The organism is Rodentibacter sp. JRC1 (assembly GCF_020521555.1).
Classification (GTDB): domain Bacteria; phylum Pseudomonadota; class Gammaproteobacteria; order Enterobacterales; family Pasteurellaceae; genus Rodentibacter; species Rodentibacter abscessus.
On sequence record NZ_BPWA01000001.1, the window covers coordinates 1,220,684 to 1,243,466 of the forward strand.

Below are 22,783 nucleotides of genomic sequence, written 5' to 3' on the forward strand. Positions count from 1 at the left end.
ATGACCGCACTTTTTTGTTATTTCTTTAATACGCCTAAAACACTGCGCATGATTTGTTTGGTTACTTCATTGCGGATATTACGTCCGACGGATTTTGCTACGCTATTAACGATTTGTTCGGTCGGGCTGAGTTTTTCGCCCCGTTTTTTTGTTCCGAAGAGCATACGACTGAGGCTACCTAAAATACCGTTTTCTTGTTCTTCTTGCGCCTGCTCCGCTTGTTTTTGTTGAACCGCAGCAAGATCTGCTTGGCTATTTAATATTTCAAAGGCGGATTCGTTATCTACGTAATCTTTATAGAACGAATAAAGATCATCATCTTTCACCCATGCCGTGCGTTCTTCCGTGCTAAGCGGGGTAAGTTGGCTTTTCGGCGGATAAATATAAGCGATTTCCACCGGTGTCGGCATTCCTTTTTCGTCGAGGAATGAAACCAACGCCTGTCCTACACCAAGGGTGGAAATATTTTCCACAACATTTACGTTTGGATTGGATCTAAAGGTTTCTGCTGCTGATTTTACCGCTTTTTGATCACGTGGCGTGAAAGCGCGTAGGGCGTGTTGTACACGATTACCTAATTGCCCTAAAACCGTATCCGGTAAGTCCAATGGATTCTGCGTAACGAAATAAATACCTACCCCTTTAGAACGAATTAAGCGTACAACTTGTTCCACTTTTTCGACTAATACTGTCGGCGCACCGTCAAATAATAAATGGGCTTCATCAAAGAACATCACAAATTTAGGTTTATCCGGATCGCCTACTTCAGGCAATTGTTCAAAAAGTTCAGACATTAGCCATAACAAAAATGCACTATACATTCTTGGAGAGTTAATTAATTTTTCCGAATTCAGTACATTAATTACACCTCGCCCATCACGAGTTTGTAACCAATCTTCAAGATTAAGTGCAGGTTCACCGAATAAATTGGTTGCGCCTTCATTTTCAAGGATAAGTAGCGCACGCTGAATGGCTCCTACGCTCGCCGCTGATACATTGCCGTATTCCACTTGGAAAGTTTTGGCATTTTCCGCCACGTATTTTAGTATTGCACGAAGATCTTTCAGATCGATTAGTAAAAGACCTTTATCGTCAGCTACGCGGAAAACCAAATTTAACAACCCCTCTTGAGTTGCATTTAAATTTAATAAACGAGAGAGTAACAGAGGCCCCATTTCAGAAATGGTTGTGCGTAACGGAATACCTGTTTCGCCGAACACATCCCAGAAGGAAACGGGATAATTATTCAGGTAGCTTTCATTGCCTAATTCAAATTGTTCAATGCGTTCTGCAATTTTGCCGCTAAATTGCCCTTGTTTAACCAAACCGGAAAGATCACCTTTTACATCTACTAAAAAAACAGGTACGCCGTCATCGCTAAAAGCTTCTGCTATTTTTCGTAGGGTAACGGTTTTTCCTGTGCCTGTCGCGCCGGCGATCAATCCGTGGCGATTTGCCATTTTGGCGGTAATACCAAGGATTTCTCCTCGTTCTGTGCGGGCAAGATCATATTGCATAAATGTTCCTTTGCATTGTGATGTTTATTGGTGAAATGATAAGGAAAAAATAAAGTGCGGTCAAAATTTAAGTGATTTTACGGTATAATTTTGCGTGTTTTTATGAAGAAGAGAAAAACTATGTCAAAAGCGGAAGTTTTAGTGATTAAAATCGGGCTGGTTGAACAAATCACATTTGATGATGGCATAACCTATGAAAGTGCTATTCGCAAACAACCGGTGGCATCGGCAAAAATCCATATGCTTGGTGCGGAAGGAAATGATGTCGGTTTAAAAAAACATCATGGCGGTGTGGATAAAGCATTATTTTTTATGTCGAACGTATCATTTTCTGCATTGAATTATTTGTTGGACGAAGATTTTTCTTACACCGGTGTCGCCGTATATGGTGAAAATTTTGTGGTTTCCGGTTTTGATGAAGATTCCGTTTGTGTAGGTGATCGTTTCAAAATCGGTTCTACCTTATTGGAAGTTTCACAACCACGTAAACCTTGTGAACGTTTATCTAAGAATACTAACAATAAAGAAACGCAGAAAGTCGTTTATTCTTCCGGTTGGACGGGGTGGTATGTGCGTGTGATTGAAGAGGGGGAAATAACGCAAGGTGATGAATTAATTTTGCAAAGTCGCCCTTATCCGCAATTTACTATTAGAATGTTAAATCGTTTATTGTCCGCCTCTCCGACAGTGGAAGAACTTGAGCAGGCCCTTGCCATTAATGAATTAGCGGAGGCTTTCAAACGTTCGCTTCGTTCTCAATTAAGTAAAGTTAAACTCAAAAATGATTGATAAAACAACCGCACTTTGCCCTTGCCAATCCGATCGAAATTATGAAGATTGTTGTGGTGTATTTCATTCACACCAAGCGTTACCTGAAACCGCCGAGCAGCTTATGCGTTCGCGTTATTCGGCTTATGTATTGAAAAACATTTCTTACATTGTAGAAACCACAGTACCAACTCAACAGCCGTTACTGGATATTCCGCTTTTGAGTGAATGGGCGGAAACAACCCATTGGTTGGGTTTACAAATTCTCAAAACGGAAACCCTAACCAAAATTCAAAGTGCGGTGGAATTTAATGCAGTTTTTCAAGGGGAAGAGGGGGAACAATCACATCAAGAGCGGTCAATTTTTGTGAAAATTGATGGACGTTGGTATTTTATCGACCCAACCGTGCCGTTGCCGCCAATGAAACAGCCTTGTTTGTGTGGTTCCGGTAAGAAATTTAAACACTGTTGTGGAGCGTGGTTATGACGATTTTAGACTTTTTACAACGCTTTTGGCTGCGTTTTAATGAAAATAAACTGACACAGGCGGCAGGTTCACTGACTTATAGCACAATGCTTGCTATCGTGCCTCTCATTATGGTGGTGTTTTCTATTTTTTCCGCCTTTCCGGTCTTTAATGAGGTTACGGGGGAACTGAAAGCCTTTATTTTCACTAATTTTGCTCCCTCAGCCGGTGATGTTGTAGGGCAATATATTGATGAATTTGTAGATAATTCCAAGCAAATGAGCGCGGTGGGAATTATTAGCCTGATTGCGGTGGCATTAATGTTGATTAATTCTATTGATCGCACGCTTAACGGCATTTGGCAGGATACCGGAGCCCGCCCAATTTTTACGTCTTTTGCGATTTACTGGTTGATTTTAACGCTTGGGCCTGTTCTGATCGGCACAAGTATAGCGGCAAGTGCTTATGTAAAAACAATGTTTGAGCAATCGGAAACCCTTTCTTTCGGATTAAAATTGCTGAGTTTTGTCCCTTTCCTTTCTACTTGGTTTATTTTCACTTTGGTTTATACGGTCGTGCCGAATAAAAAAGTGAGCATTAAACATTCTGCTGCCGGTGCGTTAATTGCAGCGGTATTTTTTACCTTGGGAAAACAAGCTTTTACGTGGTATATCACGACTTTTCCCTCTTACCAACTGATTTATGGTGCAATGGCAACCTTGCCGATTATGTTGTTATGGATTCAACTCAGTTGGACGGTGGTGTTATTCGGCGCTCAATTAGCGGCAGTATTGGCAGAAATGAAACGGGAAAAAATACAGCTAAAAATCAAAACAGATAACAAATAAGGAAGTAGAATGATCGCATTAATTCAGCGTGTTACACAAGCCAAAGTGGATGTGAAAGGGGAAACGGTCGGACAAATTGGAAAAGGTTTATTGGTGCTACTTGGCGTAGAAAAGGAGGATGATCGCGCAAAAGCCGATAAACTCGCAGAAAAAGTACTTAATTATCGTATTTTTAGCGATGAAAACGACAAAATGAACTTAAATGTACAACAAGCCGGAGGGGCATTATTAATCGTGTCACAGTTTACTTTGGCGGCGGATACGCAAAAAGGTTTACGCCCAAGCTTTTCTAAAGGTGCAACACCGGAATTGGCAAATGAGCTTTATGAGTACTTTTCACAAAAATGTGCGGAAAAAATTCAGGTTGAAAACGGACGATTTGCCGCAGATATGCAAGTAAGTCTTACAAACGATGGGCCGGTTACTTTTTGGTTGAATGTATAGTGATATGAATTATTCTATTGGTAAAGTTTCTTTTTCTGACTCTTCAAGTCTCGCACAAATTGATGCCTTACTTGAACGGGAAGGAATTCGGCGTGATCCTCATTTAGATTATATTGCCGCGATGTTTGATGAGGATTTCAATATTATCGCAACAGGAAGTTGTTTCGGTAATACGTTACGGTGTTTGGCGGTATCCAATGATCATCAAGGTGAAGGGCTGATGAATCAAATGGTTACGCATTTGATTAACATTCAAATGGAACGTGGCAACGGGCATTTATTTCTTTATACGAAATGTGAATCCGCAAAGTTTTTCCATGATCTCGGCTTTCAAGAAATTGTTCGCATTCCCAATCAAATCGTCTTTATGGAAAACAAACGTAGGGGGTTTGAAAATTACTTAAATCAGCTCAAAAGTGCGGTTGAAATTTCCGGTATTTTTGAAAAACAAAAAATTGCCGCACTAGTGATGAATTGCAATCCTTTTACTCTCGGGCATCAATATTTGGTGGAAAAGGTCGCTACGGAAAATGATCTCGTACATCTTTTTATGCTGAGCGAAGATAGTAGCCTCTTTCCTTATGAAGTGCGTAAAAAACTTATTCAAGCAGGTATCGCACATTTACCGAATGTCGTGCTGCACGATAGCGGTTCTTATATCATTAGCCAAGCCACATTCCCAAGTTATTTCCAAAAGAATGATGATGCGGTTATCAAAAGTAATGTCGAAATTGATTTACAAATTTTTGTGCGTATTGCCCAAGCATTGGGTATTCAACGCCGTTATGTAGGGAATGAACCTTTTAGCCGCGTAACGAATATTTATAATCAAATGATGTTACAAAAATTGCCGGAATACGGCATAGAATGCGAAGTTGTCGAACGCAAAGAAACGGAGGGAAAAGCAATCAGTGCCTCTGCGGTTCGACAAGCCATCAAAACGGATAACTGGGCGTTGATTAAAAAACTAGTACCACAAACCACCTTTGATTTTTTGATGAGTGATGAAGCAAAAGCGATTATTGAGAAGATTCGAAACACTGAGAATGTGGTGCATTATTAGGAAAAGTGCGGTTAGAAATCGCGGTATTATGCATCACTTGCACAAAAGGCTGTTTTTAATTCAAATGTAGGGTGCGTTAGGCTTGCCGTAACGCACCAAACTTGGGTCTAACGGTGCGTTACGCCTTTGGCTAACACACCCTACTCTGGTTTTGTGCAACTGATACATAATACCGAGAAATCGTCTTGTATTTAACCGCACTTCTTTATTTCCTAAGTTTAACGACCTCAACTTCGTGGTTTGCTCCTTTTGTTAATATAAGGTTTGCGCGTTCGCGTGTGGGGAGAATATTTTCCCGTAAGTTTAAGCCGTTGATGTTTTCCCAAATTTGGCTTGCCGTGGCGATCGCTTCTTGTTCCGAAAGGGCGGCATAGTGCTTAAAGTAAGAATTAGGATTGGTAAATGCGCTTTGGCGGAATTTCAAAAAGCGTTTGATATACCATTCTTTTAGAAGTTTTTCTTCCGCATCCACATAAATAGAAAAATCCACGAAATCCGAAACAAAGGGTTGATTACTTTTATTCCCTCCGGTTTGTAGTACGTTCAAACCCTCTAAAATCAGAATATCAGGTTGGTTCACTTCATTAAATTCATCAGGAATAATGTCATATGTCAGATGTGAATAAATTGGCGCTTTAACGAGTTTTTTGCCGGATTTAATGTCAGCCAAAAAATAGATGAGCTTTGTCGTATCATAAGAAATAGGAAAACCTTTCTTTTGTAATAGATTGTCCTTTTTCAATTTTTCAAGGGGATAGAGGAAACCGTCCGTCGTAATGAGATCAACCTTGCGTTCTATCGGCCAATGAGAAAGAAGCGATTGAAGAATACGTGCGGAAGTACTTTTTCCTACCGCGACACTGCCGGCAATACTAATGATATAAGGAACTTTGGGGTTTTGTCCGCCAAGAAAACGATTGAGTACCGTTTGGCGCCGAAGGTTTTCGTCAATGTAATAATTTATCAAACGCGCGAGGGGCAAATAAATCGTGCTGACTTCATCAAGGGAGAGGTCTTCATTAAAGCCTAACAATGGTTTGAGATCTTGTTCGGTCAGTTTCAAAGGAACCGATTTTCGCAAATTAGCCCATTGTTCACGACTAAAACTCAAAAAAGGAGTGAGTTGATTTGAAATTTCCACTATTTAATAGAATAATTTGTTGAAAACTGCTGGGAAATATACCTTATAAAATGTAGCTACGCATTGTTTTTCTCAAACTTTGATGAAAATAACAACAAAGAATGGATGGTTTTGATTGTAATTTAGTCGAATAACTAAAAAAATAGATTTTTTTAGAAAAAAGACTTGTCAGGCAAACATTTTTCCATATAATACGCCTCACTTGCTTACGACGCCGACTTAGCTCAGTAGGTAGAGCAACTGACTTGTAATCAGTAGGTCATCAGTTCGATTCCGATAGTCGGCACCATTCTCTCGTAAACAAGTGTTCATTGAGTGTGGAGGGGTTCCCGAGCGGCCAAAGGGGGCAGACTGTAAATCTGTTGGCTCAGCCTTCGAAGGTTCGAATCCTTCTCCCTCCACCATCTTTTGGATGAATCTGATGGGACAGACGAATTTAGGACTTGCGGGCATCGTATAATGGCTATTACCTTAGCCTTCCAAGCTAATGATGCGGGTTCGATTCCCGCTGCCCGCTCCAAACGCTGATATAGCTCAGTTGGTAGAGCGCACCCTTGGTAAGGGTGAGGTCGGCGGTTCAAATCCGCCTATCAGCACCAGCCTTAAAAATTCTCTTCCTTTATATCAAGTAGTAAACAATTTTATTGGTTAATGTGGTTTATTTACCCATCGATAACCGTGTCTATTTAGAGGGACTCTTTAAATGTCTAAAGAAAAATTTGAACGTACAAAACCGCACGTAAACGTGGGTACAATCGGCCACGTTGACCACGGTAAAACAACTTTAACAGCAGCGATCACAACCGTATTAGCAAAACACTACGGTGGAGCGGCTCGCGCATTTGACCAAATTGATAACGCGCCGGAAGAAAAAGCGCGTGGTATCACCATCAACACCTCACACGTTGAATACGATACCCCGACCCGTCACTACGCACACGTAGACTGTCCGGGACACGCCGACTACGTAAAAAACATGATTACCGGTGCGGCACAAATGGACGGTGCGATTCTAGTCGTAGCGGCAACAGACGGTCCAATGCCACAAACCCGTGAACACATCTTATTAGGTCGCCAAGTAGGTGTACCTTACATCATCGTATTCTTAAACAAATGCGATATGGTAGATGATGAAGAATTATTAGAATTAGTAGAGATGGAAGTACGTGAACTTCTTTCTCAATATGACTTCCCGGGTGATGACACACCAATCGTACGCGGTTCAGCCTTAAAAGCATTAGAAGGCGATGCAGCGTGGGAAGAAAAAATCCTAGAATTAGCAAACCACTTAGACACTTACATTCCGGAGCCTGAGCGTGCGATTGACCAACCGTTCCTTCTTCCGATTGAAGACGTATTCTCAATTTCAGGTCGTGGAACAGTAGTAACGGGTCGTGTAGAGCGTGGAATTATCCGTACGGGTGATGAAGTTGAAATCGTTGGTATCAAAGAGACAGCGAAAACAACCGTAACGGGTGTAGAAATGTTCCGTAAATTACTTGACGAAGGTCGTGCGGGTGAAAACATCGGTGCATTATTACGTGGTACGAAACGTGAAGAAATCGAACGTGGTCAAGTATTAGCGAAACCGGGTTCAATCACCCCACACACAGACTTCGAATCAGAAGTGTACGTATTATCGAAAGATGAAGGTGGTCGTCATACTCCGTTCTTCAAAGGTTACCGTCCACAATTCTATTTCCGTACGACAGACGTAACGGGTACAATTGAGTTACCGGAAGGTGTTGAAATGGTAATGCCTGGAGATAACATCAAAATGACGGTAAGCTTGATTCACCCGATTGCGATGGACCAAGGTTTACGTTTTGCGATTCGTGAAGGTGGTCGTACAGTAGGTGCGGGCGTAGTAGCGAAAATTATCAAATAATGAATTTGATGATTAAAGATTGAATAAGAAGGCAGGTCGGAAGATCTGCCTTTTTTACATCATCTTTATTTAGCTTGATAGAAATGGCTTATCATATGGAAAAGTTAAATGAGAACTGACATTTTAGGTCAAGAATGATAGGATAGAGGCAAATTGCTGACATATTGATATATTTATGACAATGCCAACTGTTTTAAAAATTGCTACTCGGCAAAGCCCACTCGCATTATGGCAAGCTAATTTTGTGAAAGAGCGTTTAGAAGATTTTCACCCGGATTTATCAGTGGAGCTTGTTCCAATGGTTACCAAAGGGGATGTTATTCTTGATACGCCTTTAGCTAAAATAGGCGGAAAAGGTTTATTTGTAAAAGAGTTAGAAAATGCCCTACTTGAGAAACGTGCCGACATAGCGGTGCATTCAATGAAAGATGTACCCATGCAATTTCCTCAAGGGTTAGGATTAAGCGTGATTTGTAAGCGTGAAGATCCTCGCGATGCTTTTGTTTCTAACCGCTATACTTCGTTTGATGATTTGCCTCAAGGTGCGATTATAGGTACATCAAGTTTGCGCCGTCAGTGCCAGTTAAAACAATTACGACCTGATCTGGATATTCGCTCATTGCGTGGAAATGTCGGTACACGTTTGGGCAAATTAGATAACGGTGAATATGATGCCATCATTCTTGCTGCAGCAGGATTAATTCGTTTAGGAATGGAGCAGCGTATCGCCTCTTTTATTGAGACAACCGTTTCTTTGCCGGCAGCGGGTCAGGGGGCAGTTGGAATTGAATGCCGTACGGATGATACCCTTGTTCAGCGGTTGCTTGCGCCACTTGCGGATCAAGAAACAACCGCTTGTGTACTTGCCGAACGGGCAATGAATACCCATTTACAAGGCGGTTGCCAAGTACCAATAGGCGGTTATGCGGTATTAGAGAATAATCAAATTTATTTGCGGGCGTTAGTCGGTGAGCTTGACGGCTCAAAAATTATTCGTGCGGAAGGAAAAAGTGCGGTCGAAAATGCAGAAGAATTAGGTGTACAAATTGCAGAGCAGCTACTTGTACAAGGTGCAGATCGTATTCTAGAAAAAGTTTATGCCGGAGAGAAGTAATGGCGGTTCTGGTCACTCGTCCCGATGAACGTGGAAAGCAGCTGGTTGATTTATTGAATCAATCCGGCGTAGTGGCATTGCATTTACCTTTATTTACTTTTGAAAGAGGCAATGATTTAAAAGATCTTCCGAGTAAATTAAGCCGACTCAACACGGGAGATTATGTTTTCCTCGTGTCTAAAAGTGCGGTCGATTTTTCCGTTAACACATTGAAAGAAATCGGATTTCAATGGCGTAAGGATTTACAATACTTTACAGTTGGACAAAGAACCGCAGAATATTTTTCCTGTCAAACCGAATGCGTTATCTATTACCCGATTTCTCAAGAGAGTAGTGAAGGGTTACTTGCGCTTTCACAAATGCAACAACTTGATAAAAAACAAATTCTAATTTTACGTGGCAATGGTGGGCGAGAGTATTTTCCCTCGCAAGCAAAGCAGAGAGGCGCGCTGGTTGATATTTTGGAATGTTATCGCCGTGAACCCATAATCTATAATAATGAAGAACAAACCAGTATTTGTAAACGTTCCGGTGTGGATACTTTGGTTGTTACCAGTTTGGATATTTTGAACTCCTTGATTGAATTTGTTCCTGATAATGAACAGGATTGGCTTAAAAATTGTCGTCTTGTCACCGTGAGTTCACGTATTGCCGAATCCGCAAAGCAATATGGTTGGCAAAATATTATTTTATCCCCAAGGGCGGATAATCAAAGTTTGTTGGACACATTACTCAGCTAAATGACCTAATAAGGAAGAATTATGGCGAAAAATAAATCAAATGAAGTGGTAGAAAATCTTGATGAAACGGTGCAAAGCACAGTTGAAAATCAGGCTGAAACATCGTCTCAACCGGTTCAAACGATTGTAAAGAAAAGTGGAACGGGCTTGAGCTTGTTGGCTATTTTAATCGCCTTGGGCGTTGGTGGGGGCGGTTATTATTTGGGGCAACAGCAAGTGACTGAAATTCAGCAAAAATTGACCGCACTTGAGGGGCAAGTTACCCAATCTTCCAATTCAAACCAAATCGCACCACAAATTGAAGCGTTTGAAAAAACAAATGAGGCGGTGCAAGAAAAATTAAATCGTCTTGAGCAAATCATTTCTGCAAAAGAACAAGAATTTGCCGGAATGCGCCAACAACTTGAAGTGGTAAGCAAACAAGCAGTGGCTCAACAACCGAATGATTGGTTATTTTCTGAAGCGGATTTCTTGCTTAATAATGCATTACGTAAATTAGTGCTTGATAATGATGTGGATACGGGCGTATCTTTATTGAAACTGGCTGATGAAACTTTAAGTAAAGTTAATAATGCCGATTCAATGACAGTTCGAGCCGCCATTAATCAAGATCTAAAACAATTGCTTTCTGTGGATAGTATTGATCAAAATGCCGTTATGCAGCGTCTTTCTCAATTGGCAAATTCAGTGGATGAATTGCCTGTGTTGAATATTAATTTTGGTGATGATCCCGAATCAACAAAACTTTCCGATTCTTTAGCCGATTGGCAGACCAATGCAGAGAAAAGTGCGGTTTCTTTCTTAAATCATTTTATTCGTATCACACCAAAACAAGGGGCGGATAGAAAAGAATTACTTGCTCCGAATCAAGATATTTATTTGCGTGAAAATATTCGCCTTCGCTTACAACTGGCAATTATGGCTGTGCCACGCCAGCAAAATGATTTATACAAACAGTCATTGGATGCCGTAGCAACTTGGGTGCGGAGTTATTTTGATACGAATGCAGAAGTTACACAAAGTTTCTTAAAATCAGTGGATGAATTGGCTGAATTATCCGTTTATGTAGATGTGCCGACGCAATTACAAAGTCTTAACCTGCTGGATAAATACCTCAACCGAGTACCGGCAGAGGTGAAAAAAGTAGAAATTGAGGCTGAAAAAGCCCTTGATGAACCGGTAAAAGAGTCGAACGTAAACCAAGAGCAAACCAAGCCGGAAGCACCTGTGACAGAAGAAAAACCGACAACCGAGCCACAACAATAAGGATAGATTATGTTTAGAACGCTATTTTTAATGCTGGCTTTACTCGCCGGATTAATTGCGGGGCCTCATCTTGCCGGTCAGCAAGGGTATGTGCGTATTGAAACCGCAAACAATATTTATGAAATGTCCCTCACTACATTGGTGATTTTATTTGTCGCCGTCTTGGCGGTCATTTATGCGGTGGAATGGATTGTGAGCCGTTTCTTTCGTTTAAGTAATAATACTTATAGCTGGTTTTCGCGCCGTAAACGTGTAAGGGCACAAAAGCAAACTCTTGAAGGGTTGATGAAGATGGATGAAGGAGATTATGCTAGGGCGGAAAAACTCATTGGTAAAAATGCGAAACATTCTGCCGAGCCTGTTTTGAATCTAATCAAAGCGGCGGAAGCGGCGCAACAACGTGGTGATGAATTTAGTGCTAACCGCTATTTAATCGAAGCGACAGAGCTTGCCGGTTCTGACAACCTTATTGTTGAAATTGCGCGCACCCGAATTTTATTGCAGCAAAACAAATTACCGGCGGCACGTAGTTCGGTGGATAGCTTATTAGAAATGACCGACCGAAATAAAGAAGTCTTAAAATTAGCGGTGGAGATTTATACCCGCTCAAAAGCCTATTTGGCACTTGATCATATTCTTGAGCTTATTCAGCGTTCCGGTTTATATTCTGCCGATGAATTTAAAGCATTGCAGTTTGAAACCGAGAATGGTTTGCTTGATGAAAAAATGAATGAAGAGGGCGTTGACGGATTACTTGCTTGGTGGGAAGAACAACCTCGCCGCCGTCGTAATGATTTAGATTTAAAAGTAGCACTTATTCAACGCTTAATTGATTGTAATGATCATGAATCGGCCTATGAATTTACGTTGGAAGCATTGAAAAAATGGGGAGATAACACCCCGCTGAGCGAAGCGCTTTGTACTCAAATTACGCGTTTACAGCCTGTGGAGAATGGCAAGTTGATTAAAATGATGGAAAAACGAGCCAAATATTCCGCTGAAAATGAGCAATGCTGTATTAACCGTGCATTGGGTTATTTATATGTGCGTAATAATGAATTTACTAAGGCGGCGGAAGTCTTTAAAAAAGTGATGGCTTGTCCGAAACAACTTGAATCTAACGATACGATGATGGCAGCTTATGTTTTTGAACAGGCGGGTGATAAAGTTGCTGCGGAACAAATCCGCCAAGAAAGTTTGCGTCATGCGATGTCAATTCAAGGGGATGTTCCGGAAAAAAACGGAGAAAATCCGACCGCACTTTTAGAACAAAAAGTCTAGTCGGAAGACAAGAAAAGGCACGAGCAGATATAATCTTTCCCTAGATTATAATACGATAGCAAAGGACTGAGTTTGATATACCATCGAACTCAGTCCTTTTCATTTTGATTTGGTATAAAAAATCTGCGGTATTATGTAGCACTTGCACAAAAGGCTGTTTTTAATTCAAATGTAGGGTGCGTTAGGCTTGCCGTAACGCACCAGACTTGGGTTTTTACGGTGCGTTACGCCTTTGGCTAACACACCTACTCTGTTTTTATGCAACTGATGCATAATACCAAAAATCTGCCCCTTAATCCGTTGGTTATTCGTCCGATTTTTAGGGGCAGATACATTTTAGATGAAGTAAAAGGGTAAATTTAAATAATGCCCAACAATTTTAGCTTAGGTAATTCATCGTCAATAAATTGTCGGCAAATACGTTGCATTTCTTCACGCTCTTCCGATTCATTCGGAAAGAGACCTCCGTCTTTCAGTAAAGAGCGACCATTTGATTTAAGTATATCCCAAACAAAGTCAGACCATTTGTTCTGTTTTATGCTTTCAAAATGGGCAAGTAAGAACCAACGTGATAAAAAGCTAATATGATAAGCGCCACCTGTAATCGGGCTGGCTAGAAAATAGATAGTAGAATCTTCACCACCGCGAGATTGTTGTAATACGTAACGGTTAAACGTTAAACAGTGTGAGCGAGTTTTTTCTATTATCTCCTCTGATTGCACAATGACTAGATTATCTTTACTGGCAAGAATAGCCAATGCTGCAAAGATATTTCCCTCGGCTAATTTCTCTTTTAAACTTTCCACAATATCAGCCACTTTATGAATACGCTGATCTTGTAAAATATCTAAAACCGGGTTGAAGATATCGACATTAAGTGAAGTTTTTAAATTTCTCTCAATACTTAATTCAATATTTTCACGTTTAGTATGTAATAAAACCCGCAGTTTTTTCCATTCTTGACTTTGTTCATACTGAGTGAGTTTTCTTGCTCCTTTAACCCAAAAATCTTTACGGAATTGCTTATTGAGTAAGAAATCTTTAACGGTTTGAGCAAAATTCGCATCAGTAAAGTTTTCCATTAATTGGCGTTGCTCCTCAGTATAAAGGCAGTCGCTGAAATCATCTAAGTAATTGCTTGAACAGGCAAAAGTTAATTTTGCAGGCTCTAACCATTTTTTCATATCTGCAAAATACATTGGTTGCCAATCTTTATTTAAATATTCGTGAGCGATATAGTGAGGGTCTTTGTTTTTGAGTTCCTGTACCCGAGGTAATAAATCCGGTGATCTTTGTGTCAATTGATGGCTTTGTGAGAGAATATTACCAACGAAGTTTAGACTGTCTTGTACGTTTTGCTGACGGCTGTTCGACATTGAAGTCATACTATTATGGTGTTCTAATAATAAGTGACGCAATGGTGAGGGCGCAGACCAACCCGGCAACGTGTTGTAGCTAATATATAAAATACCACCAACTTTCAGTTTACGGCGGATAAAATCCACTACGATGGCTCGGTTTTCATCAGAAATCCATGACCAAATCCCGTGCAAACCAATAAAATCAAATTCAGGCAAATCATCACGTCGGCAAAATTCGTTAAAACCTTGATCGACAATGAACGCATTATTCTCGGCAATCGAGGATAAATGTTGAGCAAAATTGGCTTGTGAAGGATTAAAATCCGTACCATACCATTTTAATCCGCTTGATGTAGCATGGATATTTAACGAAAGTCCTTGTCCGAAACCTAATTCACAGGCAGAACTATTTTTAGTTTCCATTATGCTTTTAGGTACAGCCAAACCAGCCATTAAAAAGGGAATAATGGCATTATTGGGATTTAGCTCGGAATAATAACCGAACGTGTAGTTAATATCGCTAACGTAACCTTCAGACCAGCTAGACATAGGGCTCCTTATCGTTCTTTTTTATATATTTTACGGAGCGCTCATTGTATTTAAATTCAGTTTAAATGCAATAAGAGCAAGTATTGCTAATCAGTCGGAGTTTAGGAAGTAAGATGTTACTCTTTTATTTTTTATGAACCTTATGATTGTTTTATCAATAATGCTACCGCCTCACAAGCGATACCTTCATTTCTGCCGGTAAAACCCAGTTTTTCCGTTGTAGTGGCTTTAACGTTGACTTGATCAATATGGCATTGCAAATCTGTTGCGATTACGGCACGCATATTGTCAATATGCGGACGCATTTTAGGTGCTTGCGCAATAATAGTGATATCCACATTTCCTATTTTATAACCCTTTTCTCGTACTTGGCGGAAGGCTTCACGCAGTAAACCACGGCTGTCGGCGTTTTTGTATTGCATATCCGTATCAGGAAAAAGTTTGCCGATATCGCCTAATGCCACAGCACCTAGTAGGGCATCGGTTAATGCGTGAAGGGCGACATCGCCGTCTGAATGGGCAATAAAACCGGTATGGTAGGGGATTTCGATTCCTCCGATAATTAATGGTCTGTTTTCGCCAAAGGCGTGTACATCAAAACCATGTCCGATTCTTATCATAATGTTTTCCTTGTTAAATAAAATTCTGCAAGCGCTAAGTCTTCAGGTCGAGTGATTTTAATATTATCGCTCCGCCCCATTATCAAGTGCGGTCGAAATCCGGCAAGTTCCATTGCCGAGGCTTCATCTGTAATGGTGTGGTGTTGTTTCAGCCCATTTTCGAGCGCTTTTTGAAGTAAATCGGCGGGGAAAAATTGCGGAGTTTGCGCTTGCCAAAGCTGAGAACGATCCTCTGTGGCAATAATTTCATTGGATTGATCACTGCGTTTGATCGTATCCGTTACCGGAATGGCAAGTATCGCACCTTGCTCATCTTTGATTTCCAATAATTTGTTTAAATCCGTTTCGCTTAAACAAGGTCTTGCCGCGTCATGCACGAGAGCCCAAGCATTTTGTTCATTAATTGCATTAAAGGCGTTCAATACGGATTCTGCGCGTGTCTTACCTCCTTCAACAACTTGAATTTTGGGGTGAGAGAGAATTGACAGATCTGCGGCATAAGGGTCATTCTTACTAATGGCGACAATGATGCGTTCAATGGAAGAATGTCTCAACATAATATTTAACGTATGTTCCAGAATGGTTTTTCCTTGAATCGTTAAATATTGTTTGGGTTTATTTGCCTGCATACGGGAACCCACACCGGCGGCAGGAATGATTGCAATAATTTTTCTTGGCATTATTTATGTTCTTTTACAATATGGTAGAAGGTTTCGTTTTCTTTCACCATATCGTGTTGCATTCTGGCGCGTTCCTCAATGGATTCAAAACCTTTCGTTAACCCTTGAATTTCTGCCGAAATCATTTGATTTCTTTGTATTAGCTTTTCATTTTCAGCTTTATTTTCAATGATCTGTGCTGAAACTTTCTTGTAATCGGAATAGCCGTTTTTGCCAAACCAAAGATCGTATTGGAACAGTGCAAGAACTGCGACAAGAATTGCAATAAATATCCGCATAAAGTCTCGCTCCATATAATGGTGAAATGATCATAGTTTATCTTGAAATTCGGATAAAGGCGATAGGGAAAGTGCGGTTGATTTTTGCGGTGTTTTTTATGTTGATGATTTTTAATGTGATCCGAATCACAAATTTATCATTGATAACGGAATATTCGGTAAACTTTATAAAAAAATTGCTATACTTTTCAAGCTTTATTTTATTTTCTAAGAGGAAAAGACAATGAAAAAAACATTAAAATTGACCGCACTTGCCGCGCTTTCCGCTTTTATGTTATCCGGTTGCGCACACAAGATGGATTCGCAAGAACAGGCGAATGCGCAATTACAGCAACAAGCCGTGTTAGGGTTAAATTGGATGCAAGATTCCGGTGAATATCAGGCACTTGCTTATCAAGCCTATAACGCTGCAAAAGTTGCTTTTGATCACGCAAAAGTGGCAAAAGGTAAGAAAAAAGCCGTTGTGGTAGATTTAGATGAAACGATGTTAGACAACAGCCCTTATGCCGGTTGGCAAGTACAAAACAATAAACCCTTTGATGGCAAAGATTGGACACGTTGGGTTGATGCCCGTCAATCTCGTGCAATACCGGGAGCGGTGGAATTTAACAATTATGTCAATTCTCACAAAGGAAAAATGTTTTATGTTACCAATCGTAAAGATAGCACGGAAAAAGCCGGCACGATTGATGATATGAAACGTTTAGGTTTTAACGGTGTGGACGAAGCTGCGCTTTACTTGAGAAAAGACAAATCAGCCAAAGCAGCACGTTTTGCCGAAATTGAAAAACAAGGTTATGAAATCGTGCTTTATATGGGCGATAACTTAGATGATTTCGGTGATGCCGTACATGGTAAATTAAATGCGGATCGCCGTGATTTTGTGGTAAAAAATAAAGCGAAATTCGGTAAAACATACATCGTGTTACCAAATCCAAATTACGGTGGTTGGGAAGGTGGTTTGAAAAAAGACTATTTTAAAGGCGATACCCAAAGCAAAATTAAAGCGCGCTTAGATGCGGTGCAAGCTTGGGACGGTAAATAATTTCCCGACTAAAAATAAAGCGTTGCTAGAGAAAGCAACGCTTTTTTATAGAACTAAAAGTGCGGTCGGAAAATACAATAAATTTTCGGACCCATACAATGATTTCGCAAGGTATCATTTTTTGAATGAATATAGAATACCAAGCAACATACTCACTGTACTATTTAAGTTGTTTTATTGCATCGGCAATTAGCTCGGCTTCAGGCCCAAGAATGACTTGTAAGCCATTTTCACCAAGACGAATGTTACCTTTTGAGCCAAGGGCTTTTAATTGGTGCTCATCAATCTTTTGACTGTCGGCTATGGTTAAACGTAAGCGGGTAATACAGGCATCTACCGTCAATAAATTTTCTTTGCCACCAAGAGCTTGAATAAATTGCCGGGCTTTTTCTGTACGTGTAAAATGCTGTTCACTTTCGACCGCTTGTTCTTCTTCGCGTCCTGTGGTTTTTAGATTTAAGGTTTTAATCAGCACTCGGAAGATCACATAGTAAATTACGCCAAATACTAATCCCTGCGCAATGAGCATATACCAATTTGTTGCTAGCGGATTTTGGGAAGATAGCACTAAATCCACCAAGCCCGCACTAAAGCCAAAACCGGCAATCCATTGCATTGAGGCGGCAATAAAGACAGAAAGTGCGGTCAATAATGCGTGGATTACATAAAGTAACGGTGCAACAAACATAAAGGAAAATTCTAATGGTTCTGTCACTCCGGTAAAGAATGAGGCTAATGCTGCTGCAAACATAATGGAAGCGGTTTGTGCTTTTTTCTCTGTTTTCGCACTATGATATATCGCTAAAGCGGCAGCCGGTAAACCGAACATCATCACCGGGAAGAAACCCGCTTGATACATTCCCGTTACTCCAAGTACCGCTTTTCCTTCTGCTAAAGAAGCTGCGCCACCAAGGAAATTCGGAATATCGTTAATGCCTGCCACATCAAACCAGAATACGGAATTAAGGGCGTGATGTAAGCCGACAGGAATCAGTAAGCGGTTAAAGAAAGCATAGATACCTGCTCCGGTCGGGCCTAAATCTTTGATCGATTTCCCGAAAGAGACTAACCCATCAAAAATCATCGGCCAAACATATAGCAAGATAAACGACACTAAAATAGTGACAAAAGAGACTAAAATCGGCACTAAGCGTCTACCGCTGAAGAAAGCTAAGGCTTTTGGTAATTCGACTTGGTGGAAGCGGTTGTAAAGTTCACCTGCAATCACCCCTACCAAAATCCCCGTAAACTGGTTGTTAATTTTGGCAAAACCGGCAGGGACTTGATCGATCGGGATACCTTCTAGCTGGGCAACAGCTGCCGGTGAAAGTAATGTCGTGACAACGAGATAGCCAACCAAGCCTGATAATGCCGCCGCACCGTGTTTATCTTTAGAGAGTCCAAAGGCAACCCCTATAGCAAAGAGTAACGCCATATTATCAATAATCGCCGCTCCTGATTTAATCAGTAATGCGGCGAGTTGGCTACTCCCACCCCAGCCTTCAGGATCGATCCAATAACCAATCCCCATTAATAATGCAGCGGCAGGTAAAGCTGCAACGGGCACCATTAAGGCTTGGCCTATCCGTTGTAAATAATTTAATATGTTCATATTCCCTCCATAAGGAACCAATAAATTGATTACTAATCTAGCTCAATTTATTAGGATTGAGAATTGCCTTTTTTACTATTTGTGATACTGCTCACATTAATTTAGTATTTAGACTTCTTCAGGCTATTATTTAAATAACATACTCAGCCCAACAAAAATCAAAAATACGGCAAATACTCTTTTAAGAATAGGGACCGGTAATTTATCCGCAACATTTGCCCCAATTTTGGAAGTAAAATAAGAACTAAAAGTAATGCCCAATAAAGCAGGTAGATAAATATAACCCAGTGAATAGTTCGGCAATAAGGGATTTTCCCAACCGCTAATCACAAAACTCATTGCCCCCGCAAAACCCAATAAGGATCCGCATACTGAAGAAGTCCCGATCGCCCGTTTTAAACCTATCCCTCGACTATTTAGAAAAGGAACGATAAAAGCACCTCCCCCAACGCCCGCCATACTGGAAATTGTACCGATCACGCCGCCTGCAATAAGTGTAGATTGTGTGGTTAACGTTTTATTTGCCGGTTGTTTTTTTAATGAAATCAGCATTTTTAATGCTAAGTACATCATAATAACCGCGAAAATTTTGGTGAGATAATCTTTTGGCAATGAACTTACGAATAAACTGGAAATGAATACGGATAGCATTAATGCGGGAACAAGGGTTTTCGCTACCGCCCAATCCACATTTCCGTTTTTATGGTGCTGCTGTGCGGCGGACATTGTGCTAATCACAATAGTGGCAAAGGAAGTACCTAAGGCAACGGACATTAACACTTCATCACGAACTCCTACATAGGGTAAGACATAATAGAGTGTCGGAACGACAACGGTTCCCCCGCCTAATCCTAATAGTCCTGCAACAAATCCGGCAAAAATACCGATAGCCAAACAAATTAAAACAATTTCCCATATTGGCATATTTTTTTCCTTATTAATTCAATACAAAAAATTCAACGAATTTTGACCGCACTTTTATTTTTGATGTAAATGTTTTTCCTTGTGTGCCGCAAAATCCGCACCTTTTGCAATCATACGTAATTGTAAAATTACCCGTTCTTTAAGTTGATCCCGTTCTTGTTTATTCATATCCAATGCATTCGCTCCTGCCGTAAAAACGATGGTTACGATGCCTTCCGCTTGAACATAAGCGATATATTGCGAATAATCGTTTTTTTGTGCAATGTATTCGGCGAGTTCATCTACAAAATGTTTAATTTCACGGGCTGCCGCGGTACGGAACGCTTGTGATGTGCCGGAACTTTCTCGTAATAATAGACGGAATACGTTGGTGCTATTAGTGATAAATTCAAAAAAAGTATCAACCGAAACGGAAATTACGCTACCGCCCGCGTCAATGCGTTTACGTGCTTGGCGCATAAGTTGTCGTAAAATCAAGCCAGCTTCATCTACCATTTCTAAGCCAAGTTCATCCATATCACTGAAGTGGCGATAAAATGAGGTCGGCGCAATACCGGCTTCACGTGCAACTTCGCGTAAACTTAAATTAGAAAAACTTTTTTCAGCACTGAGCTGATTAAACGCCGCGTCTATCAATGCCCGACGTGTTTTTTCTTTTTGAATTGCGCGAATGCCCGCCATTATTTTTCCCCAACAAGAATGGATTTTACTTTATCACGAACAGCATCGGCAACACGCTCGTAACGATTGCGTAATGGTGAGCCCGGTCGATAAACAAGAGTTATGCTCCGAGCCGGTTCCGGTGAATGGCATGGAATGTATTTTACGCCTTGGCGTGAACCTTCGTTTAACACGGCAAGCTCCGGCATAAAGGTCATACCGACATTGGCGGCGACCATATTACGTAGGGTTTCGAGGCTGGTTGCTTGGTAGTGTGCATTTTCTCTAGCGCCGGCGGTGAAGCAATAATCTAGGGTTTGATTACGCAAGCAATGTCCATCATCCAGCATTAACATTTCTTGTCCGTTGAGCTGATTGATCGGAATTTTTTGTTCTTTTGCCCAAGGGTGGCTTTCGGAAACGGCGAGCAACATTTTTTCTTCAAAAACAGGGACTTCAATAAAGGCTTCCGTTTCTTGTACTCGTGCTAAAATAGCACAATCTAAACGTCCGGTTTCAAGCTGTTCTAATAATTGGTGAGTTTGCGCCTCATAGAGGAAAACTTCTAAGTCAGGGAAGGCTTCTTTTAAGGTCGGCATAATATAAGGCAAGAGATAAGGCCCTAAAGTCGGGATTAGTCCGATATGCAACGGACCTGTCATTTCTTTACCTTGATTGCTTGCCATTTCTTTTAGGCGTTTTACTTCACGCAAAATGGTGCGGGCTTGTTCAACTAAAAGCATTCCCGATTGGGTAAAAAGCACTTTTCGACTTGTACGTTCTAATAAAATAATGCCGAGTTCATCTTCTAATTTTCGGATTTGTCCGCTTAATGTCGGTTGGCTTACGTTGCAAGAATCAGCGGCTCGGCGGAAATGTTTATATTCTGATAAAGCGACTAAATATTCTAGATCTCGAATGTTCATTGAATGTCCTTATAGAGAAAGTCAATTGAAAGGATAGAATTAATTGATTGCGACTATATCATAAATTTGACTATAATCCACAGCTTAAGTAGTACTTCAATTTAAATGTAAGGAGAAAAATATGGCTTTAATCGATATGTCCGGTAAAAAAGTGCCGAATGTGACATTCCATACCCGTCAAGGCGATGCTTGGGTTGATGTAACAACAAGCGAATTATTTGATAATAAAACCGTTGTCGTATTCTCATTGCCAGGGGCATTCACTCCAACTTGTTCATCTACTCATTTACCACGTTATAACGAATTAGCATGTGAATTTAAAGCGGCAGGTGTTGATGACATCATTTGTGTTTCTGTGAACGATACTTTCGTAATGAATGCTTGGAAAGCCGATCAAGAGTCTGAAAATATCACAGTGATTCCGGATGGTAACGGTGAGTTTACCGAAGGTATGGGAATGCTTGTCGGTAAAGAAGATTTAGGTTTTGGTAAACGTTCATGGCGTTATTCTATGCTGGTGAAAAACGGCGTAGTAGAAAAAATGTTTATCGAGCCGGAAGAGCCGGGTGATCCGTTCAAAGTATCCGATGCCGATACGATGCTCAAATACTTGAAACCGGGTTGGACAGCGAAACCTTCCGTTTCCGTGTTTACAAAACCGGGTTGCCCGTTCTGTGCAAAAGCGAAAGCCTTGTTAAAAGCAAAAGGTTATACTTTTGAAGAGATCGTGTTAGGTCGTGATGCGAGCACGATTTCTGTTCGCGCAATCACCGGAAAAACCAGTGTTCCGCAAGTATTTATCGGTGGTCAATACATCGGTGGTAGTGATGATCTAGAAAAATACTTTGGTTAATAGAAAAGATTATTTTAGCTAATTGATTTATTTTATTTAGGACTTTAACGAAAAGCCAAACGCCGCAAAGCGTTTGGCTTTTTTGTTTTATTGGTAAGCGATAAAATTTCGGTATTATGTATCAGTTGCACAAAATGGAGTAGGGTGTGTTAGCCAAAGGCGTAACGCACCCTACATTTGAATTAAAAAGTCTTTTTGCAAGTGATACATAATACCGTAAAATTTATCAAATTTTTGACCGCACTTTATCCTTTTATTAATGCGATGAGTTTATCGCCGAAGAAATAAAAAATCAGCCCGAACGCAACAATCGCTAAGCCAATGAGTTTAGTGATATTTGCTTCTCTAACAGGCATACCGATTAAACCGAAATGGTCAATGGTGGAAGCGGTGATTAATTGCCCTACGATGATAAAAAATAACATTGCCGTAATACCAAGTTTCGGTGCTAATAATACCGTAGTGAAAACCACTAATGCCCCAAGCGCACCGCCGATTAATTTCCACCAAGGTTGTTGCGGAAGCGAAGTCAATCCTGACCATAGGTCGGTTTTAAACAATGCGATGATAAAGAGCAAAATAGTTCCTACCGCAAAAGAAATAAATGTTGCAATAATAGGCTCATTACCCACCGCTTTTGCCAATTGAGTATTAATTGCAGATTGCGAGGCAAGCGCCACACCTGCAATCAGCGATACTAGGATATAAATCACAAACATAGAACCTCCTAAAAATAGAA

At 40.6% G+C, this 22,783-nt stretch carries 23 protein-coding genes and 4 tRNA genes; 16 read left to right on the forward strand and 11 right to left on the reverse strand.

The window, feature by feature from the left end:
• Positions 1-17: 17 nt before the first annotated feature.
• Positions 18-1,517, reverse strand: a complete 1,500-nt coding sequence (locus tag HEMROJRC1_RS05570) for a helicase HerA-like C-terminal domain-containing protein (RefSeq protein ID WP_226692011.1) — start codon at positions 1,515-1,517, stop codon at positions 18-20.
• Between the two features lie 120 nt (positions 1,518-1,637).
• On the opposite strand from HEMROJRC1_RS05570, the gene HEMROJRC1_RS05575 reads away from it, so the two are divergent.
• From HEMROJRC1_RS05575 to citC, 5 genes are read left to right on the forward strand one after another with little or no spacing between them, the layout of a single operon-like run.
• On the forward strand, positions 1,638-2,306 hold the full coding sequence (locus tag HEMROJRC1_RS05575; protein WP_226692937.1) for an MOSC domain-containing protein: 669 nt from the start codon (positions 1,638-1,640) through the stop codon (positions 2,304-2,306).
• A complete protein-coding gene (locus HEMROJRC1_RS05580; protein ID WP_226692012.1) occupies positions 2,299-2,772 on the forward strand; it encodes a YchJ family protein in 474 nt (157 codons plus the stop codon). The genes HEMROJRC1_RS05575 and HEMROJRC1_RS05580 overlap by 8 nt, the downstream gene beginning before the upstream one ends.
• Positions 2,769-3,599, forward strand: coding sequence for a virulence factor BrkB family protein (locus HEMROJRC1_RS05585; protein ID WP_226692013.1), 831 nt, complete (start codon positions 2,769-2,771; stop codon positions 3,597-3,599). The genes HEMROJRC1_RS05580 and HEMROJRC1_RS05585 overlap by 4 nt, the downstream gene beginning before the upstream one ends.
• Positions 3,600-3,608: 9 nt before the next feature.
• Positions 3,609-4,043: a D-aminoacyl-tRNA deacylase gene (gene dtd / locus HEMROJRC1_RS05590; protein ID WP_226692014.1), complete on the forward strand. Its 435-nt coding sequence runs from the start codon at positions 3,609-3,611 to the stop codon at positions 4,041-4,043.
• Positions 4,044-4,047: 4 nt separating this feature from the next.
• Positions 4,048-5,106, forward strand: a complete 1,059-nt coding sequence (gene citC, locus HEMROJRC1_RS05595; RefSeq protein ID WP_226692015.1) for a [citrate (pro-3S)-lyase] ligase — start codon at positions 4,048-4,050, stop codon at positions 5,104-5,106.
• A 205-nt stretch (positions 5,107-5,311) separates the two neighbouring features.
• On the opposite strand, the gene coaA is transcribed toward citC, so the two are convergent.
• Positions 5,312-6,247 carry a type I pantothenate kinase gene (gene coaA / locus HEMROJRC1_RS05600; RefSeq protein ID WP_226692016.1) on the reverse strand — a complete coding sequence of 312 codons (936 nt, stop codon included), beginning with the start codon at positions 6,245-6,247 and terminating at the stop codon, positions 5,312-5,314.
• Positions 6,248-6,460: 213 nt separating this feature from the next.
• On the opposite strand from coaA, the gene HEMROJRC1_RS05605 reads away from it, so the two are divergent.
• The 9 genes from HEMROJRC1_RS05605 (at position 6,461) to HEMROJRC1_RS05645 (ending at position 12,536) form a co-directional block, all read left to right on the forward strand.
• Positions 6,461-6,536: transfer RNA gene (locus HEMROJRC1_RS05605), tRNA-Thr, on the forward strand.
• Positions 6,537-6,566: 30 nt separating this feature from the next.
• Positions 6,567-6,651 (forward strand) — tRNA-Tyr (locus HEMROJRC1_RS05610).
• A gap of 41 nt (positions 6,652-6,692) precedes the next feature.
• Positions 6,693-6,767 (forward strand) — tRNA-Gly (locus tag HEMROJRC1_RS05615).
• 3 nt (positions 6,768-6,770) lie between these two features.
• A tRNA-Thr gene (locus HEMROJRC1_RS05620) sits at positions 6,771-6,846 on the forward strand.
• A 104-nt stretch (positions 6,847-6,950) separates the two neighbouring features.
• A complete protein-coding gene (gene tuf, locus HEMROJRC1_RS05625) occupies positions 6,951-8,135 on the forward strand; it encodes an elongation factor Tu (RefSeq protein WP_226692005.1) in 1,185 nt (394 codons plus the stop codon).
• 175 nt (positions 8,136-8,310) lie between these two features.
• Positions 8,311-9,249: a hydroxymethylbilane synthase gene (hemC, locus tag HEMROJRC1_RS05630; RefSeq protein WP_226692017.1), complete on the forward strand. Its 939-nt coding sequence runs from the start codon at positions 8,311-8,313 to the stop codon at positions 9,247-9,249.
• Positions 9,249-9,989 carry a uroporphyrinogen-III synthase gene (locus HEMROJRC1_RS05635; protein ID WP_226692018.1) on the forward strand — a complete coding sequence of 247 codons (741 nt, stop codon included), beginning with the start codon at positions 9,249-9,251 and terminating at the stop codon, positions 9,987-9,989. Before hemC ends, HEMROJRC1_RS05635 begins: the two co-directional genes overlap by 1 nt.
• 21 nt (positions 9,990-10,010) lie before the next feature.
• Positions 10,011-11,255, forward strand: a complete 1,245-nt coding sequence (locus HEMROJRC1_RS05640) for a uroporphyrinogen-III C-methyltransferase (protein WP_226692019.1) — start codon at positions 10,011-10,013, stop codon at positions 11,253-11,255.
• Positions 11,256-11,264: 9 nt separating this feature from the next.
• Positions 11,265-12,536 carry a heme biosynthesis protein HemY gene (locus tag HEMROJRC1_RS05645; RefSeq protein WP_226692020.1) on the forward strand — a complete coding sequence of 424 codons (1,272 nt, stop codon included), beginning with the start codon at positions 11,265-11,267 and terminating at the stop codon, positions 12,534-12,536.
• 359 nt (positions 12,537-12,895) lie between these two features.
• Here HEMROJRC1_RS05645 and HEMROJRC1_RS05650 read toward each other — a convergent pair whose 3' ends face one another.
• From HEMROJRC1_RS05650 to ftsB, 4 genes are all read right to left on the reverse strand, one after another.
• Positions 12,896-14,446: a methyltransferase regulatory domain-containing protein gene (locus HEMROJRC1_RS05650; protein WP_226692021.1), complete on the reverse strand. Its 1,551-nt coding sequence runs from the start codon at positions 14,444-14,446 to the stop codon at positions 12,896-12,898.
• 140 nt (positions 14,447-14,586) lie between these two features.
• Positions 14,587-15,066: a 2-C-methyl-D-erythritol 2,4-cyclodiphosphate synthase gene (ispF, locus tag HEMROJRC1_RS05655; RefSeq protein WP_226692022.1), complete on the reverse strand. Its 480-nt coding sequence runs from the start codon at positions 15,064-15,066 to the stop codon at positions 14,587-14,589.
• Positions 15,063-15,746: a 2-C-methyl-D-erythritol 4-phosphate cytidylyltransferase gene (ispD, locus tag HEMROJRC1_RS05660; protein WP_226692023.1), complete on the reverse strand. Its 684-nt coding sequence runs from the start codon at positions 15,744-15,746 to the stop codon at positions 15,063-15,065. Before ispD ends, ispF begins: the two co-directional genes overlap by 4 nt.
• Positions 15,746-16,024, reverse strand: coding sequence for a cell division protein FtsB (ftsB, locus tag HEMROJRC1_RS05665; RefSeq protein ID WP_226692024.1), 279 nt, complete (start codon positions 16,022-16,024; stop codon positions 15,746-15,748). The genes ispD and ftsB overlap by 1 nt, the downstream gene beginning before the upstream one ends.
• Positions 16,025-16,247: 223 nt before the next feature.
• Between ftsB and HEMROJRC1_RS05670 the strand changes: the two genes are divergently transcribed.
• A complete protein-coding gene (locus HEMROJRC1_RS05670; RefSeq protein WP_226692025.1) occupies positions 16,248-17,069 on the forward strand; it encodes a 5'-nucleotidase, lipoprotein e(P4) family in 822 nt (273 codons plus the stop codon).
• Between the two features lie 160 nt (positions 17,070-17,229).
• On the opposite strand, the gene nagE is transcribed toward HEMROJRC1_RS05670, so the two are convergent.
• The 4 genes from nagE to oxyR all read right to left on the reverse strand — a co-directional run bounded on the left by nagE (position 17,230) and on the right by oxyR (position 21,191).
• Positions 17,230-18,681, reverse strand: coding sequence for an N-acetylglucosamine-specific PTS transporter subunit IIBC (gene nagE / locus HEMROJRC1_RS05675; RefSeq protein WP_226692026.1), 1,452 nt, complete (start codon positions 18,679-18,681; stop codon positions 17,230-17,232).
• 126 nt (positions 18,682-18,807) lie between these two features.
• The gene (locus HEMROJRC1_RS05680; RefSeq protein ID WP_226692938.1) at positions 18,808-19,599 is read right to left on the reverse strand and encodes a sulfite exporter TauE/SafE family protein; all 792 of its coding nucleotides are present in this window, start codon (positions 19,597-19,599) and stop codon (positions 18,808-18,810) included.
• A 60-nt stretch (positions 19,600-19,659) separates the two neighbouring features.
• Positions 19,660-20,286: an HTH-type transcriptional repressor FabR gene (gene fabR, locus HEMROJRC1_RS05685; protein ID WP_226692027.1), complete on the reverse strand. Its 627-nt coding sequence runs from the start codon at positions 20,284-20,286 to the stop codon at positions 19,660-19,662.
• Positions 20,286-21,191, reverse strand: a complete 906-nt coding sequence (gene oxyR / locus HEMROJRC1_RS05690; protein WP_226692028.1) for a DNA-binding transcriptional regulator OxyR — start codon at positions 21,189-21,191, stop codon at positions 20,286-20,288. The genes fabR and oxyR overlap by 1 nt, the downstream gene beginning before the upstream one ends.
• Before the next feature lie 121 nt (positions 21,192-21,312).
• Between oxyR and HEMROJRC1_RS05695 the strand changes: the two genes are divergently transcribed.
• Positions 21,313-22,044: a glutathione peroxidase gene (locus HEMROJRC1_RS05695; protein ID WP_226692029.1), complete on the forward strand. Its 732-nt coding sequence runs from the start codon at positions 21,313-21,315 to the stop codon at positions 22,042-22,044.
• Between the two features lie 245 nt (positions 22,045-22,289).
• Here HEMROJRC1_RS05695 and HEMROJRC1_RS05700 read toward each other — a convergent pair whose 3' ends face one another.
• Complete coding sequence (locus HEMROJRC1_RS05700; protein WP_226692030.1) at positions 22,290-22,763, reverse strand: DMT family transporter; 474 nt, start codon at positions 22,761-22,763, stop codon at positions 22,290-22,292.
• Positions 22,764-22,783 lie beyond the last annotated feature (20 nt).